We start from the raw sequence: 15,664 nt of genomic DNA, 5'->3' as shown, positions 1-15,664 counted from the left end.
AACAGCGGCGACCGGGCACGGGGATGATCAGAAGTGATCCTTTTCGCCGCAAAGCCGCCCGGGTCGGCCCGCCAGATGGCTCGATACAAGGGCATCTGCGCGGACGCTGACCGGTGCCGCGAGGACCTCGACCGGGAAGCCGGGGGTGTGGTAAAGGCGCCGAAAACACCCGGATACGCTCGCGCCCATGGACGTACTCATCAATGTCTTCGTCGGCCTGCACATCATCGGCATAGCCGCGCTTCTGGGCGGTTTCCTCACACAGATGAAGGCGATGGGCAAGGGCGAGGCCCGTATCCACCCCAGCATGCTGCACGGGGCGCTGACCATGCTGGTCACCGGCGTGGCCCTGGTCGGGCTCAACCAGGCCGACGACAGCTCGGTGAACAACGTCAAGATCGGCCTCAAGCTGGCACTGCTCGTGGTGATCCTCGGCCTCACCTATGTGAAGCGGGACGAGGAACGGCTGAGCGCCCCGCTCTTCGGCACCGTCGGCCTGCTGACGACGGCGAACATCTTCATCGCTGTCCTCTGGGTCTGACTCAGGCCCGCATCACGCCCGGTACACGTCCGGTACGGGTCCGAATCCCCGGCCGGTTCTCCCCAGGGCATCCCGGGGTGTCGGTGCGGCGGCCTAGACTCGTACGACGATGAGCAGCCTCTTCGACGACAGCTTCCTGGCGGACCTCGACGGTATGGCACCCGAGGCGGACGCGCCCCCGCCGCCCGACCCCGAGGGGTCCGGTCACCCGGGCCCCGCCGACGAGATCCCCGACGATCTCTTCGCGGGCACCTTCACGGGTGGGGCGGGCGGCGCCGCGGGCACCGGCGGGCGTGACGCGTACCACCGCGACGGCGCGCCCCGGTCCGTCGTGGACCCCGCCGCGCTGCTGGAGGGGATGAACGAGCAGCAGCGCGACGCCGTCCTGCACGCGGGCTCCCCGCTGCTCATCGTCGCCGGCGCCGGCTCCGGCAAGACGCGGGTGCTCACCCACCGCATCGCCTATCTGCTGGGCGCCCGCAATGTGCACCCGGGCCAGGTCCTCGCCATCACCTTCACCAACAAGGCGGCGGGCGAGATGAAGGAGCGCGTCGCCGAGCTGGTGGGGCCGCGGGCGCAGTCGATGTGGGTCTCCACCTTCCACAGCGCGTGCGTGCGCATCCTGCGCCGGGAGAGCAAGAAGCTGGGCTTCACCTCGTCGTTCTCGATCTACGACGCGGCGGACTCCAAGCGCCTGATGGCCCTGGTCTGCCGCGATCTCGACCTGGACCCCAAGCGCTTCCCGCCCAAGGCGTTCAGCGCCAAGGTCTCCAACCTCAAGAACGAGCTGATCGACGAGGAGGACTTCGCGGCGCAGGCGGCTGGGGGCACCTCCCGGACGGAGGCTGGGGGAGGCTTTGAGAAGACCCTCGCCGAGGCGTACACGATGTACCAGGCGCGGCTGCGCGAGGCCAACGCGCTGGACTTCGACGACCTGATCATGACCACGGTCCATCTGCTCCAGGCGTTCCCCGACGTGGCCGAGCACTACCGCCGCCGCTTCCGGCACGTGCTCGTCGACGAGTACCAGGACACCAACCACGCGCAGTACCAGCTGGTGCGCGAACTGGTCGGCCCCGCCGAGGACCAGGCCGAGCTGTGCGTCGTGGGCGACGCCGACCAGTCGATCTACGCCTTCCGCGGCGCCACCATCCGCAACATCCTCCAGTTCGAGGAGGACTACCCGGACGCCACGACGATCCTGCTGGAGCAGAACTACCGCTCCACGCAGACGATCCTGTCCGCCGCCAACGCCGTCATCGAGCGCAACGCCGACCGCCGCCCCAAGAACCTGTGGACCAAGGCCGGCTCGGGCCCCCGCATCACCGGCTATGTCGCCGACACCGAGCACGACGAGGCGCAGTTCGTCGCGGAGGAGATCGACCGGCTCAGCGACGGGGAGCACGGGGAGACCGGGACCGACGGCGGCGAGAAGAAGGTCCGGCCCGGCGACATCGCCGTCTTCTACCGCACCAACGCCCAGTCCCGTGTCTTCGAAGAGGTCTTCATCCGCGTCGGCCTGCCCTACAAGGTCGTCGGCGGGGTGCGCTTCTACGAGCGCCGGGAGGTCCGCGACATCCTGGCGTATCTGCGGGTGCTGGCCAACCCGGAGGACACGGTGCCGCTGCGCCGCATCCTCAACGTGCCCAAGCGCGGCATCGGCGAGCGCGCCGAGGCCATGATCGAGGCGCTGGCCCTGCGCGAGAAGATCACCTTCCCGCAGGCGCTCGTGCGCGTCGAGGAGGCGTACGGCATGGCCGCGCGCTCCCTCAACGCCGTCAAGCGGTTCAACGTGCTGATGGAGGAGCTGCGCACCGTTGTGGAGTCCGGCGCCGGCCCGGCCACGGTGCTGGAGGCGGTGCTGGAGCAGACCGGCTATCTGGCCGAGCTCCAGGCGTCCACCGACCCGCAGGACGAGACCCGTATCGAGAACCTGCAGGAACTGGCCGCTGTCGCCCTGGAGTTCGAGCAGGAACACGGCGAGGAGGAGACCCCCGGCACACTCGCCGACTTCCTCGAACGGGTCGCCCTGGTCGCCGACTCCGACCAGATCCCGGAGGAGGGCGAGGACGAGGGCGTCGTCACGCTCATGACCCTGCACACCGCCAAGGGCCTGGAATTCCCGGTCGTCTTCCTGACAGGCATGGAGGACGGCGTCTTCCCGCACATGCGGGCCCTGGGCCAGACCAAGGAGCTGGAGGAGGAGCGCCGACTCGCCTACGTCGGCATCACCCGCGCCCAGGAGCGGCTGTATCTCACCCGCGCCGCGATGCGCAGCGCCTGGGGCCAGCCCTCCTACAACCCGCCCTCCCGCTTCCTGGAGGAGATCCCCGCCGAGTACCTCGACTGGAAGCGGACGGGCAGCGGGGGCGGTGCCGGGACCGGCGCCTCCCTCTCCTCGTCCCTGGGTGGCTCGGGCCGGGCCGGGGGCACCTCCCGGGCGATGTCGCAGACAGGCCCCTCCGGCTTCGCGACACGGCGCGCCGGGGACCGGCCGGTGGTCTCTCTCCAGGTCGGTGACCGCGTCACCCATGACAGCTTCGGACTGGGCACGGTGCAGTCGGTGAAGGGCAGCGGCGACAACGCCGAGGCGACCATCGACTTCGGCGGCGAGAAGCCCAAGCGGCTGCTGCTGCGCTACGCGCCGGTGGAGAAGCTCTGACGCCGTAGGCGTCGTCTGCGCGGTATGCGCGCTGGGGACGTCGTCGGCGTCGCAGGCCAGAGCTGCCCCTCGGCATGCGCGGAGGGGCACCATCTGCGAGAGGCAAGTACCACCCGGCCACAACCGGCCCTGAGCCGGCCCTCCGACGACCCTCAGCTGATTTCAGCCGGCTTCAGCTGATGTTGAGGCCCTTGCTCTGGAGCCACGGAATGGGGTCCACCGCCGAGCCGCCGCCCGGGTGCACCTCGAAGTGCAGATGCGGGCCCGTGGAGTTGCCGGAGTTGCCGGAGTAGGCGATCACGTCGCCCGCCTTCACCTCGCCCGAGCGGATCTTGTTGCTGCTCAGATGGCAGTACCAGGTCTCGGTGCCGTCCTTCGCCGTCACGACGGCCATGTTCCCGTACGCCACGTCGTGCTTCGTGGAGACGACGCCGTCGGTGGCGGCCATGACGGGGGTGCCGTAACTGACCGGGAAGTCGATACCGGTGTGGATCGACATCCAGTTGACGCCTGCCTGGCCGTAGCGCGCGCTGAGGGAGTGGTCCTTGACCGGGATCGCGAACTTGGGGCGCATGGCCTCCTTGCGCGCCGCCTCCTTCGCCTTGCGCTCCTTCTCGGCCTCCTGGCGCTGCTTGAGGTCGATGCGCTCCTGGGTACGGCTGGCGCGGTCGGCGAAGTCGTCGGCGTCCGCGGAGAGCCCCTGGAGCTGGGTGTCCAGCTTGCTGTTGGCGCTCGACGGTTTGACGGGTGCGGCGTCCGGCGCGGCGACCGTGGTGCTGTCCTTGCTGTCGTCGCCCATCACACTGGCCGCCGCGGCTCCCGCGACACCCATGACGGCGACGGACGGAACGGCCACGGTCATCAACGCCCGGCGCCGGGGTTTGGGGGAGCGGCGGCGCCCGCGGCCGTGCGGGCCGCCGACGGTGCCGAGCGCGGCGGGTGGTGCGGCGGTGTCGTCGTGACCGTCCCACTCGTCGTCCGGCCCGGGGGCGAAACCGTCGTCCGGCCCGGGGGCGAAACCGTGCTCGTACGACGACTCATCGGCCTGCTCGTGCCCGTGCTCGTGCTGGGCGACTGCGGAGAAGTCCCACTGGGCGGTGGAGTCCTGGCCCTGGTCGGGAGCGGTGAAGCCGTGGTGGTCGGGTTCGAACTGTGCGGCGCCCGGCCCGTATCCCGCCTCCGCGCCGTAGGCGCTCTCTTCGCCGCCGCCGTAACCCGGCAGACCGTGACCGCCCGGCTGCTCGTGACCGCCCGGACCGCCGTAACCGTTGTAGGTCTCGTAGCTCTCGTAGGCCTCGTAGGCGTCGCTCTCGTGCGCCTCGTAGTTGCCGTGGCCGGAATGGTCGGCGGGGGCGGAGTGGCCCGCGTGGCTGCCGGGTTGCGAGTCGTAACCGTCGTACGCGGCCTGCCCGTCGGCGCCCTGCCCTTCGTAGGCGCCCTGCCCGTCATAGACCGCCTGTCCGTCGTAGGCGCCCTGTCCTTCGTAGGCGGCGTGCTCGTAACCGGTGTAGCCGTCGTGGGTCTCGTAGCCGTAGGCCGTGCCCTGGCCGTCGGTCGTCCAACCACCGGTCTGAGTACCGGCCGCGTCCCAGCCGCCGGTGCCCCAGGTAGTCGTGTCCCAGCCGCCGGTTTCCTGCACCCCGAAGGTCCACTGGCCGGTGCCGTCGTCGGCACTGAGGTGTCCTGCGCCGAACCCCGGCGCGGAGAGGCCGCCGTCGGTCTGCTCGGTGCCCGCTTGCGCCGGGATGTGCCCGGTGGCCATGGGGTCGGGGCTGTAACTCCCCGTCCCCCAGGCGGTGCCGGCCTCCCACGACGCGGTCGGATAGCTGCCGGTGTCGGTCCCGGGAAGGGTGCCGAAAAGGGGATCGTCGTCACCGTAGGACGTGCCTGAGCCGACGGCGTAGGAGCCACCGGACGTGTCATAGGTGCCGGTGGAATACCCGTCGTGCGAGCCGGCCTGGTAGGCGTCCTCGCTGTAAGCGCCGTACGCGGGCTGTGCGTAGCCCGCGTCGTAGGTGCCGTACGAGAAGCCGGAACCGGGGTCGTCGGGACTCGGGACTCCCGACGGATGACGGTCGTTCACCACCAACTTCTCTTTCGCCTCGGCGACAGGGGCGGAGCAGTGCGGTGACTGTACCCGGCGGTATGCGACGGCGACAATCTACGGGAGGTTTTAGCGCCGCAGGAAAAGGGCAATCGGCCGCCTTTCGGCGGACTACGGACTGGTAGCAGAGGTTGAGTTCGAAATTCGTTCGAAAGAGTGAGTCTCTCGGATGGCCCTGTCCGTCGTCCCGGTGCCGGGGGCGGTGAGCACGTTCCCGGCACCCGGTCCGGTTCCAACTCCCCACGGATGCGGGCACGAACACCGAATCACCCCGTCGGCGCCATATGCCCGACACCGCTCTCATGGGCCGCCGATACCCGCAGGTCGGAATGGTCGAGCCGGTCCGTTTCCGGCGTAATTGATCAAGGCTCCAACGCCTCGACGCTTCGGGAAATCGATGAAGGCGGCGCAATACGCTTACGGTCGGCCGGCACTGGCGGCCGACCGGCGCCGTCGGTCGGCCCGCGTCCCGGCCGTTCTGGAGCCGGGGCGCGTCCGGCGCACAGCGAGGGGCGCGCGGACCCCGGGCGCCGACGTGGCGCGCGCGGGAGCATCCAGGACGCGCGCCACGTCGTGGGCGCTGCGGACGAGAATTGGCTCGCGCGCGTCACCCGACGCGTGCGGCGCTGGTCCCGGCCCGTCCCGGGGCCGCCCTCGGCCCGGCCGGCCCCGGTCTGGCCGGCCCCGGTCTGGCCGGCCCCGGTCTGGGCCGCCTCCGGTCTGGTCCGCCTCCGGTCTGGTCCGGCGCCGGATCCGGGGCCCCGCGTGTGATTTCCCCCTCGGTTGCGAGCCCGGAAGGGGACGGGTGCGGGATGCTGGAGATAACGTGCGTTCACACCCCGTGGCCCGTCCGGCCGGGAGGTCGTCCTAGAGGGAGGCAGTGATGGATGTGACCGGTCCGATCCGCGTGGTGGTCGCCAAGCCGGGCCTCGACGGCCATGACCGAGGCGCCAAGGTCATCGCCCGAGCCCTGCGCGACGCCGGTATGGAGGTCATCTACACCGGGCTGCACCAGACCCCCGAGCAGGTCGTGGACACCGCCATCCAGGAGGACGCGGACGCCATCGGCCTGTCCATCCTCTCCGGCGCACACAACACCCTCTTCGCGCGGGTGCTGGAGCTGCTGCGCGAGCGGGACGCCACCGACATCAAGGTCTTCGGCGGCGGGATCATCCCCGAGGCGGACATCCCCCCGCTGAAGGAACAGGGTGTCGCCGAGATCTTCACCCCCGGCGCCACCACCAGCGAGGTCGTCGACTGGATCCGCACCCACGTGGGCCCGGTCGCAGCCTGAACCCCCACCCGTCGCCCGTCACCGTCGCCCGTTGTTGTCCGTCAGCCGTCAGCCGTCAGCCGTCAGCATGGGGTGCGGTGTCGCGGTGCCGGTGCGGCGTTGCTGGCCGGTCGGCCCCGTGCAGTGCGGGGTCATCCCTCCCTGGGCTCCGGCATCTCCTCCCGCCGGCCCTCCCTCAGCTCCGCGAGCATCGCGCAGCGCAGCCGCAGGGTGGCGACGAGCCGCTGGAACGACTCCGCCCAGTAAGCCCCGGCTCCCGGTGACTCGCCCTCCTTCTCGTCCGGCACAGCCGCGAGCGGGGCGAGCCGCTCCGCGTCGGCCGGGTCCAGACAGCGCTCGGCCAGCCCCATCACCCCGCTGAAGCTCCACGGGTAGCTTCCCGCGTCCCGGGCGATCTCCAGGGCGTCCACCACCGCCCGCCCCAGCGGCAGCGACCACGGCACGCCGCACACCCCCAGGATGCGGAACGCCTCCGAGAGCCCGTGCGCCGCTATGAAGCGTGCGGCCCACTCGCCACGCTCCTCCTCGGGCAGCACCGCGAGCAGCTTGGCCGGATCGCCGGGCCCCTCGGAGAACGGCTCGGTGGGCTCCCCGATGAGGGCGCGCGCCCACGCCGCGTTCCGCTGCCGCACCGTCGCACCGCACCACGCCGCGTGCAGATCGTCGCGCCAGCCGTCGGCGACCGGCAGCGCCACGATCTGTGCGGGCGTCAGCCCGCCCAGCTGTTCGCTCCACACCTTCAGCGGCGTCGCCTCCACCAGCTGCACCAGCCACCAGGCCCGCTCCCCGCGCCCTGTCGGCGGTTTGGCCACCACACCGTCGCGCTGCATGTCGGCGTCGCACGCGTGCGGAGCCTCCACCACGATGCCCGCTGCCGGAGGCGACTCCCGGCGGTGGCCGGAGGACTGCGGCGGGGTGGGACCCGCACCGCCCTTCCGGTCCAGCGCCACGCAGCTGCGGGCGCGCTTCGCCATCCGGGCGGCCAGTGCGGAGCCCGGCAATGTCGCCAGCAGTTCGGCGGCGGTCGCCCGCACGGTGCGGCTGCGGTCGGTCAGCGCCCGCTCCAGGAACGGCTCGTCGGCGGGGCCGAGACCCAGGCGCAGTGAGTCGAGGAACATCAGTCTGTCCTCGGCCCGCTCGGTCTGCCAGGTGGAGCTCAACAGCGCCGGCGCCGCCTGAGGATCGCGCTGTCGAACAGTCGTCAGCAGCGCCACCCGCTCGGCGAACAGGCCCTCCTGCCACAGTCGTTCCGTCTCCTGGGGATGTTCGTCGGGGACCTGGTGCCGGACGCCGTCGCGCAGCGCGAACTTCCAGTCGGCGTTGTGCCGCGCCAGCCACAGCGCCCGCGGGCCGGCGAACGCCAGTGTCTCGGCCCGTAGATCGGTACGGGCGCGCGCGGCGTCCAGCAGTGCGGGCAGCAGCGCGGCAGGCGCGCGATAGCCCTGGGTGTTCGCCTCCGCGAGCCACTGTGGCAGCAGCTCACCCAGGTCCGGACCCGAACCGCGCCGCCCGGCCGCCGCCCCGGCCGGACTCGACCCGCTCAGCGCCCGGTCGGCGAGCAGCGTCGCCAGCCGCCGCTCGGCCGCGCTGGGCAGCGGCTCCCGCTCGTCCGCCGGGGCGGGTTCGGGCCGCTGCCGGGACACGGCGGGCCGCGCACCCGCCCGGCGACGGACGGTTTCGGTGGCCGCCGTGTCCAAGAGGGTCGTCACGCTTCCGCCCGGTGGGCGCCGCCGCTCGGACCCCAGCAGCGCGGCGGTCACCAGCTCCCCCCAGTCCCCGGCACGCGCTGCCCCGGACTCCGGCTCCGGGACTGCCGCCGCCCTTGTCCGTGACCCGGCGGCCCGCGTCTGCGCCTTGCCCTTCGGGCCGCGGACTGTGCTGTCGGCTCCGCCGTGCTGCTCCTGCGCGTCGCCGGCCGACGGCTCGCTCTCGCGTATGCGCCGTCCCGCTTCCGTCTCAACCGTCACATCAGCCTCTTCCATCGCCGCTCGCCGTTCCGCCTGTGGACCGTCCGCCTTTGCTTCACCCCCCGCAGTCACAAGGGGATGGGCTTGCCCTCGCTCCAGGCCGTGTGCGGGGCGAAGCCGCGGTGGCCGCATTCGCCGAAGACCGTGACCGGCCCGTCCGCGGAGATCGCCAGCAATCTCCACAACGCTGCGACGCTGGTGCCCGGCGCCACCGGCAGGGCGATCTCCTCGCCGGCAGCCGCGAGTTGCCAGCCGTCCTGGCTGCCGCCGCCTCTTCCCTGCCGGACCGCGGCGCCCCCTCCGTCGCCGCGCTGCGGACCCGTACCGCCGCCTGCCGGGCCGGAGCCGGGCGGTGGAACGGGCACCACCTCTCGCAGCACGCACGGCCACCCCTCCAGCCAAGGGTCGCCGCGCAGGGCTTCCGAGTAGGCGTCCAAGGCCTGCTGGATGCCCGCGCCCGGTGGCACGAAGCCGGGGAGCGGAGCTCCGTGCCGCTCCCCGAGGGCGGCGCGCAGCGGGCCGGCCCCCGGGTAGTAGGCCAGCTCCGCGTCCAGGGCCGCGCCCACCGGCAGCGCCAGTTCCGGAGCGCGCCCGCCCGCGCCGTAGGAGAGCAACAGGGCGTCCCGTCCTGTGGTGCGGCCGTGCAGCCAGATGCGGCGTACCGTCAAGCGCCCCTCGTCGCTGTCCCGCTGCGCCAGCACCAGCCACTCGTCCCGTATCAAGGCCTGCTCGTCCGCCAGCAGTTCGGCTGCCTCCACCGTCAGGCCGACGCGCGATCTGACGGTTTCGGCGAGCGGGGGCGGCAGTTCGTCGGCTCTCATCCAGCCGCGGGTCAGCAGGTGGAGCAGCGCGCACTCCGCCAGCAGCCGCTCGGGCCAGCCCTCTCCGGACCCGGGGACGGTGCCCAGCTCGCGTATCCGGGTTGCCAACCCGGGAGCCTGGGCGTCGACCATGCGGGCCGCCATCTCCTCCCACGGCGCGTACCCCGACTGCTCCGCACCCGCGAGGCCGCCCCGCAGCAGATCGGTCAGCCGGTGCTCCAACTCCTCGGCGCCCGCCGTGATCCGCGCGGCGCGCTGCTCGGCCCGGCGGCGCGCGGCCTCGGCCCGTTGCCGGGCGTCCTCCTCTCCACCACGCGCCGTCTCGCCTGCGGTCGCCCCCTCTCCCGCGCTGCGCGCCGCACCCGGCTCGCCGCCCGTACCGTCCGCACCGCCCGTTCCCGCACTGCTGCCGGCCGCCTTCTTGTTCGCGCGCTGTCTGCGGCCACTCAGCCAGCCGTCGGCCCACTCCGGAGGGTCGCTCCCCTCCGCGACGGCTGCCTCGTCGCCCGCCCAGAGCAGCAGCAGTCCGACCGCGTGCTTGCACGGGAACTTCCGGCTGGGGCACGAGCACTTGTAGCCGGGCCCTTGGCCCCCGTCGAGGTCCACCACCGTCTCGTACGGCTTGCTTCCGCTGCCTTTGCACTGCCCCCATACCGCGCCGCCGTCCGACCCCGCCTCCGTCCACGGGCCGGGCGCCGACAGCTTGCTCCCCGCGCGACGTGACGCGTCGTCAGGCGCCAGCGCCATTACCTGCTCCGCCGTCCAGCGAACCGCCTGTCCACCCATGCCGAAAACGGTAGGCGGCGCCACTGACAACGTCCCTCGACCGGCCATCGTCGCAGGTCGGAGCGATTGTCAGTGGCGCCGTGCAGAGTGGTTGACGGATCGGCCGACGCGCTGCGGCGCGGGGGTTCCTTCCCTGGCCATCCCCTTGTCTTTTTCCGTTACGAGAGCCCTGCGTTGAGGGGGAGTTGTGACCGAGAGCCATGTCGCAGACCCGGCCGCCGAGTCCGTGCAAGAGCCGGTATCCGGCCCGGCTGCCGCAGCCGCTCCTGCCACCGCGCTGCGCCCGCACGCCGAGGACGCCTTCGCCGACGAGCTGACGGCCCTCGCCGAGGTCGACGACCGGCCGCGGCCCGCACGCTGGCGGCTGTCCCCATGGGCCGTGGCGACCTATCTGCTCGGCGGTGAGCTGCCCGGAGGCAAGGTCGTCACGCCCAAGTACGTGGGCCCGCGCCGCATCGTCGAGGTTGCGATCAGCACACTGGCCACCGACCGGGCCCTGCTGCTGCTCGGTGTGCCCGGCACGGCCAAGACCTGGGTGTCGGAGCACCTGGCCGCCGCGGTCAGCGGGGACTCCACGCTGCTGGTCCAGGGCACGGCGGGCACCGCGGAAGAGGCGATCCGCTACGGATGGAACTACGCGCAGCTGCTCGCCCAGGGGCCCAGCCGCGAGGCGCTGGTGCCGAGTCCGGTGATGCGCGCGATGGCCGAGGGGATGACGGCCCGGGTCGAGGAACTGACCCGTATCCCCGCCGATGTGCAGGACACGTTGATCACCGTGCTGTCGGAGAAGACCCTCCCGATCCCCGAGCTGGGTGAGGAGGTGCAGGCGGTCAGCGGCTTCAACCTGATCGCGACGGCCAACGACCGCGACCGGGGGGTCAACGAGTTGTCGAGCGCGCTGCGCCGCCGCTTCAACACGGTGGTGCTGCCGCTGCCCGAGACGGCCGAGGCGGAGGTGGAGATCGTGGCCCGCCGGGTCGGCCAGCTGGGCCGTTCCCTCGATCTGCCGCCCGCACCCGAGGGGTTCGACGAGATCCGCAGGGTGGTCACCGTCTTCCGGGAGCTGCGGGAGGGCGTCACCGACGACGGCCGCACCAAGCTCAAGTCCCCCTCCGGCACGCTTTCGACGGCCGAGGCCATCTCGGTCGTCACCGGTGGCCTCGCACTGTCGGCGCACTTCGGCGACGGAGTACTGCGCGCCGGTGACGTGGCCGCCGGGATCCTCGGCGCCGTTGTCCGCGATCCCTCCTCCGACCAGGTGGTGTGGCAGGAGTATCTCGAGGCTGTCGTGCGCGAGCGCGAGGGCTGGAAGGACTTCTACCGCGCCTGCCGAGAGGTGTCCGCATGACGGCTGTCCGAGAGGGCGCGGCGGGACCACCCGTCCGCGAGCGCCCGGCAGGTCCGCTGTTGCTGGGGGTGCGGCATCACGGCCCCGGCTCGGCCCGCGCGGTCGATGCCGTGTTGGAGGCGTACGAGCCGCGCGTGGTTCTGATCGAGGGGCCGCCCGAGGGCGACGCGGTGGTCGGGCTGGCGGCGGACGAGGCCATGGTCCCGCCGGTGGCGCTGCTGGCGCACGCCGTCAACGAGCCGGGCAAGGCCGCGTTCTGGCCGCTGGCGGAGTTCTCCCCGGAGTGGGTGGCGATCCGCTGGGCGGTACGGCGCGGCGTCCCGGTCCGCTTCATCGACCTGCCCGCCTCCCACACGCTCGCCATGAGCGACGGGCCGGAGGAGGCACCGGGAGAAGGGGCGGAGAAGCCACCGGGAGAGCCACAGCCAGAGTCACGGGAAGAGGGGGAGAAGACGGTCCCCGGCGGCACCGACGGGGGTGGTGCCGCCGGGGACATCGAACCCGCACCCGGGCGGGAGCGCGTGGACGAAGTGCGGCTCGATCCGCTGGCGGCGCTCGCGGAGGCCGCCGGATACGACGATCCGGAGCGCTGGTGGGAGGACGCCGTCGAACACCGGGGTGGCGAGCGGGGCACCCGCCCCGCCGACCCCTACGAGCCGTTCGCGGCACTCGGTGAGGCCATGGCCGAACTGCGGGCGGTGCACGGGGAGGGCGGCCACGAGCGGGATCTCCTCCGGGAGGCCCATATGCGGCTGCGGCTGCGCGAGGCGCGCAAGGAGTTCGGGGACGCGGCGACGGCCGTGGTCTGCGGCGCCTGGCATGTTCCCGCACTCGGCGAGTCCACGACGGTGACTGCCGACCGGCAGGCGCTCAAGGGGCTGCCCAAGGTGAAGACCGAGATCACCTGGGTGCCCTGGACGCACCGTCGCCTGGCGCGCCGGTCCGGGTACGGCGCCGGGATCGCCTCCCCGGGCTGGTACGGGCACCTCTTCTCGGCCCCGGACCGGCCGGTGGCGCGGTGGATGACCAAGGTGGCCGGACTGCTGCGGGCGCAGGACCACTCGGTCTCCTCCGCCCACCTCATCGAGGCCGTGCGACTGGCTGAGACGCTGGCCGCGATGCGCGGTCGCCCGCTGGCCGGGCTGACCGAGACGACCGATGCGATACGGGCTGTGCTGTGCGAGGGCTCGGACGTGCCGCTGGAGCTGATCCTCGACCAGCTCGTGGTCGGTGACGTACTGGGCGAGGTCCCCGAAGGAGCCCCGGCCGTCCCCCTCCAACGGGATGTGGCACGTCAGCAGCGTGCCGTACGGCTCAAACCGGCCGCCGCCGAGCGCGAACTCGATCTGGACCTGCGCAAGGAGACCGACGCGGCACGCAGCCGGCTGCTGCACCGGCTGCGGCTGCTGGGCATCGGCTGGGGCGAGCCCGCCCGTTCCCGGAGCGGCAGCACCGGCACCTTTCGGGAGAGCTGGCGGCTCCGCTGGGAGCCGGAGCTGTCCGTGCGGGTGGCCGAGGCCGGCATCTGGGGCACGACGGTGTACGAGGCGGCCACCGCCAAGGCGAGATCCCAGGCGACGGAGGCGGGCGGCACCACGCTCGCCGACGTGACGGCCCTTGCCGAGCTGTGTCTGCTGGCTCAACTGCCGGACGCGTTGCCCGTCGTGATGCGGGTGCTGGCCGACCGGGCGGCGCTGGAGTCGGACGTCGGACATCTGGCGCGGGCCCTTCCCGCGCTGGTGCGCACGCTGCGCTACGGCGATGTGCGGGGCACGGACGCGGGCGCGTTGGCGGAGGTCGCCGGGGGTATGGCCGAGCGGGTCTGCGTCGGCCTCCCGCCCGCCTGCGCGGGGCTGGACGGCGAGGGTGCCCGGGACATGCGCGGTCATCTGGACGCCGCGCACCAGGCGGTGAATCTGCTCGCCCGCGACGAACCGGACGCCTCCGCCGACGGGCCGGACGCCTCCGCCGACGCGCCGGACGGCCCCGGTACCGGGTCGCTGCCGGGCGGTGAGGGCCGGGCTGCAGCTGGATTGCTGGGCCGGTGGCGGGCGGTGCTGCGCACCCTGGCCGAGCGGGACCGGATACCCGGTCTGCTGCGCGGCCGTTGCGCGCGGCTGCTGCTGGACGACGGCGAACTGGCGGACGACGAGGCGGAGCGGCTGATGAGCCTTGTGCTGTCTCCGGGTACGCCGCCGGCGGAGGCGGCGGCGTGGATCGAGGGTGTCCTCGCGGGCGGCGGGATGCTGCTGGTCCATGACGAACGGCTGCTCGCGCTCATCGACCGCTGGCTGACGGGAGTCCCCGGCGACGCGTTCACCGATGTGCTGCCGCTGCTGCGGCGGACGTTCGCGGAGTACGAGACGGGAGTGCGGCGCACCCTCGGGGAACTGGTGCGGCGCGGGCCGGTGGGCGACGGCGACCGGCAGGGGGCCGGCCCGGCCGAGTCGCTGACGGGGTTCGGGGCCGGACTGGACACCGGCCGGGCGGACGCCGTGCGGCCGACGGTTCGGCTGCTGATCGGGCTGTCGCGGCTGAGCGGCGACAGCCCGACCCGCAAGAGCGACCGGACCCGCAAGAGCGACCCGACGGGCGAGAGCGACCCGGCGCACGAGAGCGCCGAGACCGAGGGGGAGGTGGCGCGCGTATGACGGTTCCCGCGGACCACGTGGGGGCGACCGGGACAGCGGTCGGTGCCGAGGAGGCCGAGCGGCTGCGGCGCTGGCGGCTGGTGCTGGGCGGCGGAGCGGCGGACGGCACCGGCTGTGCGCTGAGCGCCACCGACAGCGGCATGGACCGCACGCTGGAGGCCGTCTACGGCGGCGGACCCGGTGGCAGGGGATCCGGTGGCGGGCCGGCCGGCGGCGGCAGCGGCGGCGGAGCCTCGGGCGGGCTCGGGGCCTCGGCTCCGCACGTCTCGCGGTGGCTGGGCGACATCCGCACCTACTTCCCCAGCTCCGTCGTGCAGGTGATGCAGCGCGACGCGATAGACCGGCTGGGGCTCTCCGCGCTGTTGCTGGAGCCGGAGATGCTGGAGGCCGTCGAGCCGGATGTGCACCTGGTCGGCACCCTGCTGTCGCTCAACAAGGCGATGCCGGAGACGAGCAGGGAGACCGCGCGAGCGGTGGTGCGCAAGGTTGTCGCGGAGTTGGAGAAGCGGCTCGCCTCCCGGACACGCTCGACCCTCACCGGCGCGCTCGACCGCTCGGCGAAGGTCAACCGTCCCCGGCACCGGGACATCGACTGGGACCGCACCATCCGCGCCAATCTCAAGAACTATCTGCCCGAGCAGAAGACGATCGTTCCGGAGCGGCTGATCGGATACGGGCGGGCGGCGCAGGCGGTCAAGAAGGACGTCATCCTCTGCATCGACCAGTCGGGTTCGATGGCGTCCTCGGTCGTCTACGCCTCCGTCTTCGGCGCGGTGCTGGCGTCGATGCGGACGCTCGACACCCGGCTCGTCGTCTTCGACACCAGCGTGGTGGATCTGACCGACGACCTGGACGATCCCGTCGATGTGCTCTTCGGTACCCAGCTGGGCGGGGGCACCGACATCAACCGTGCGCTCGCCTACTGCCAGTCCCGGATCAGCCGTCCGGCGGAGACGGTCGTCGTCCTGATCAGCGACCTTTACGAGGGCGGGATACGGCAGGAGATGCTCAAGCGGGTCGCCGCCATGAAGGGGGCAGGTGTTCAATTCGTCACTCTCCTCGCCCTCTCCGACGAGGGAGCGCCCTCCTACGACCGTGACCACGCCGCCGCGCTCGCGGCGCTGGGTGCTCCCGCGTTCGCCTGTACGCCGGACCACTTCCCGGAGGTGATGGCGGCCGCGATCGAGAAGCGCGCCCTGCCCGTTCCGGACTAGAGCGCGCCCGGCGAGCGTGGGTGGGGTGCCCCGCGGGGACGCGAGGCACCCCCACCTCGGAAAGCGTTCGGCTCCTCAGAGCGTGACCGGCTCCCCGGAGAGTGACCGGCCGCGCTGTGACCGTTGTCACCGCGTATGTGTGAGGTGCGATTTAGGCAGCGCACGCACGCAGGGCTAACCTGCAAGGCGGACATGCCGCGCGACCCGTGGACGCCGCGGCCCTGCGGCACGCCCACGCTGACAACGACCGCGAGACCACTGATTAAGGGGACGGAC

At 72.4% G+C, this 15,664-nt stretch carries 9 protein-coding genes; 6 read left to right on the top strand and 3 right to left on the bottom strand.

The features are described 5' to 3' along the window. Positions 1–187: 187 nt before the first annotated feature. Positions 188–541, top strand: a complete 354-nt coding sequence (locus KBY19_RS13970; protein WP_099883539.1) for a hypothetical protein — start codon at positions 188–190, stop codon at positions 539–541. Positions 542–650: 109 nt separating this feature from the next. Continuing rightward, on the top strand, positions 651–3,203 hold the full coding sequence (gene pcrA / locus KBY19_RS13965) for a DNA helicase PcrA (RefSeq protein ID WP_099883540.1): 2,553 nt from the start codon (positions 651–653) through the stop codon (positions 3,201–3,203). Positions 3,204–3,375: 172 nt separating this feature from the next. On the opposite strand, the gene KBY19_RS13960 is transcribed toward pcrA, so the two are convergent. Beyond that, complete coding sequence (locus KBY19_RS13960) at positions 3,376–5,289, bottom strand: peptidoglycan DD-metalloendopeptidase family protein (RefSeq protein ID WP_210965875.1); 1,914 nt, start codon at positions 5,287–5,289, stop codon at positions 3,376–3,378. Between the two features lie 901 nt (positions 5,290–6,190). Between KBY19_RS13960 and KBY19_RS13955 the strand changes: the two genes are divergently transcribed. After that, positions 6,191–6,601 carry a cobalamin B12-binding domain-containing protein gene (locus KBY19_RS13955; protein WP_185017928.1) on the top strand — a complete coding sequence of 137 codons (411 nt, stop codon included), beginning with the start codon at positions 6,191–6,193 and terminating at the stop codon, positions 6,599–6,601. 131 nt (positions 6,602–6,732) lie between these two features. Here the strand turns inward: KBY19_RS13955 and KBY19_RS13950 are convergent, their stop codons facing one another. Together KBY19_RS13950 and KBY19_RS13945 are read right to left on the bottom strand one after the other, a co-directional pair. Continuing rightward, the gene (locus tag KBY19_RS13950; protein WP_307843510.1) at positions 6,733–8,361 is read right to left on the bottom strand and encodes a DUF5691 domain-containing protein; all 1,629 of its coding nucleotides are present in this window, start codon (positions 8,359–8,361) and stop codon (positions 6,733–6,735) included. 275 nt (positions 8,362–8,636) lie between these two features. Further along, positions 8,637–10,175, bottom strand: coding sequence for an SWIM zinc finger domain-containing protein (locus tag KBY19_RS13945; protein ID WP_210965874.1), 1,539 nt, complete (start codon positions 10,173–10,175; stop codon positions 8,637–8,639). Between the two features lie 226 nt (positions 10,176–10,401). On the opposite strand from KBY19_RS13945, the gene KBY19_RS13940 reads away from it, so the two are divergent. From KBY19_RS13940 to KBY19_RS13930, 3 genes are read left to right on the top strand one after another with little or no spacing between them, the layout of a single operon-like run. Continuing rightward, complete coding sequence (locus KBY19_RS13940; RefSeq protein ID WP_099886728.1) at positions 10,402–11,523, top strand: AAA family ATPase; 1,122 nt, start codon at positions 10,402–10,404, stop codon at positions 11,521–11,523. Next, positions 11,520–14,174 (top strand): DUF5682 family protein, encoded by a 2,655-nt coding sequence (locus tag KBY19_RS13935; protein WP_247690959.1) that lies wholly within the window; start codon positions 11,520–11,522, stop codon positions 14,172–14,174. The genes KBY19_RS13940 and KBY19_RS13935 overlap by 4 nt, the downstream gene beginning before the upstream one ends. Continuing rightward, positions 14,171–15,388 (top strand): VWA domain-containing protein, encoded by a 1,218-nt coding sequence (locus KBY19_RS13930; RefSeq protein WP_210965873.1) that lies wholly within the window; start codon positions 14,171–14,173, stop codon positions 15,386–15,388. Before KBY19_RS13935 ends, KBY19_RS13930 begins: the two co-directional genes overlap by 4 nt. Positions 15,389–15,664 lie beyond the last annotated feature (276 nt).

The organism is Streptomyces sp. B15 (assembly GCF_018070605.1).
Classification (GTDB): Bacteria; Actinomycetota; Actinomycetes; order Streptomycetales; family Streptomycetaceae; genus Streptomyces; species Streptomyces smyrnaeus.
This window is presented reverse-complemented; position numbering and strand designations above follow the sequence as displayed.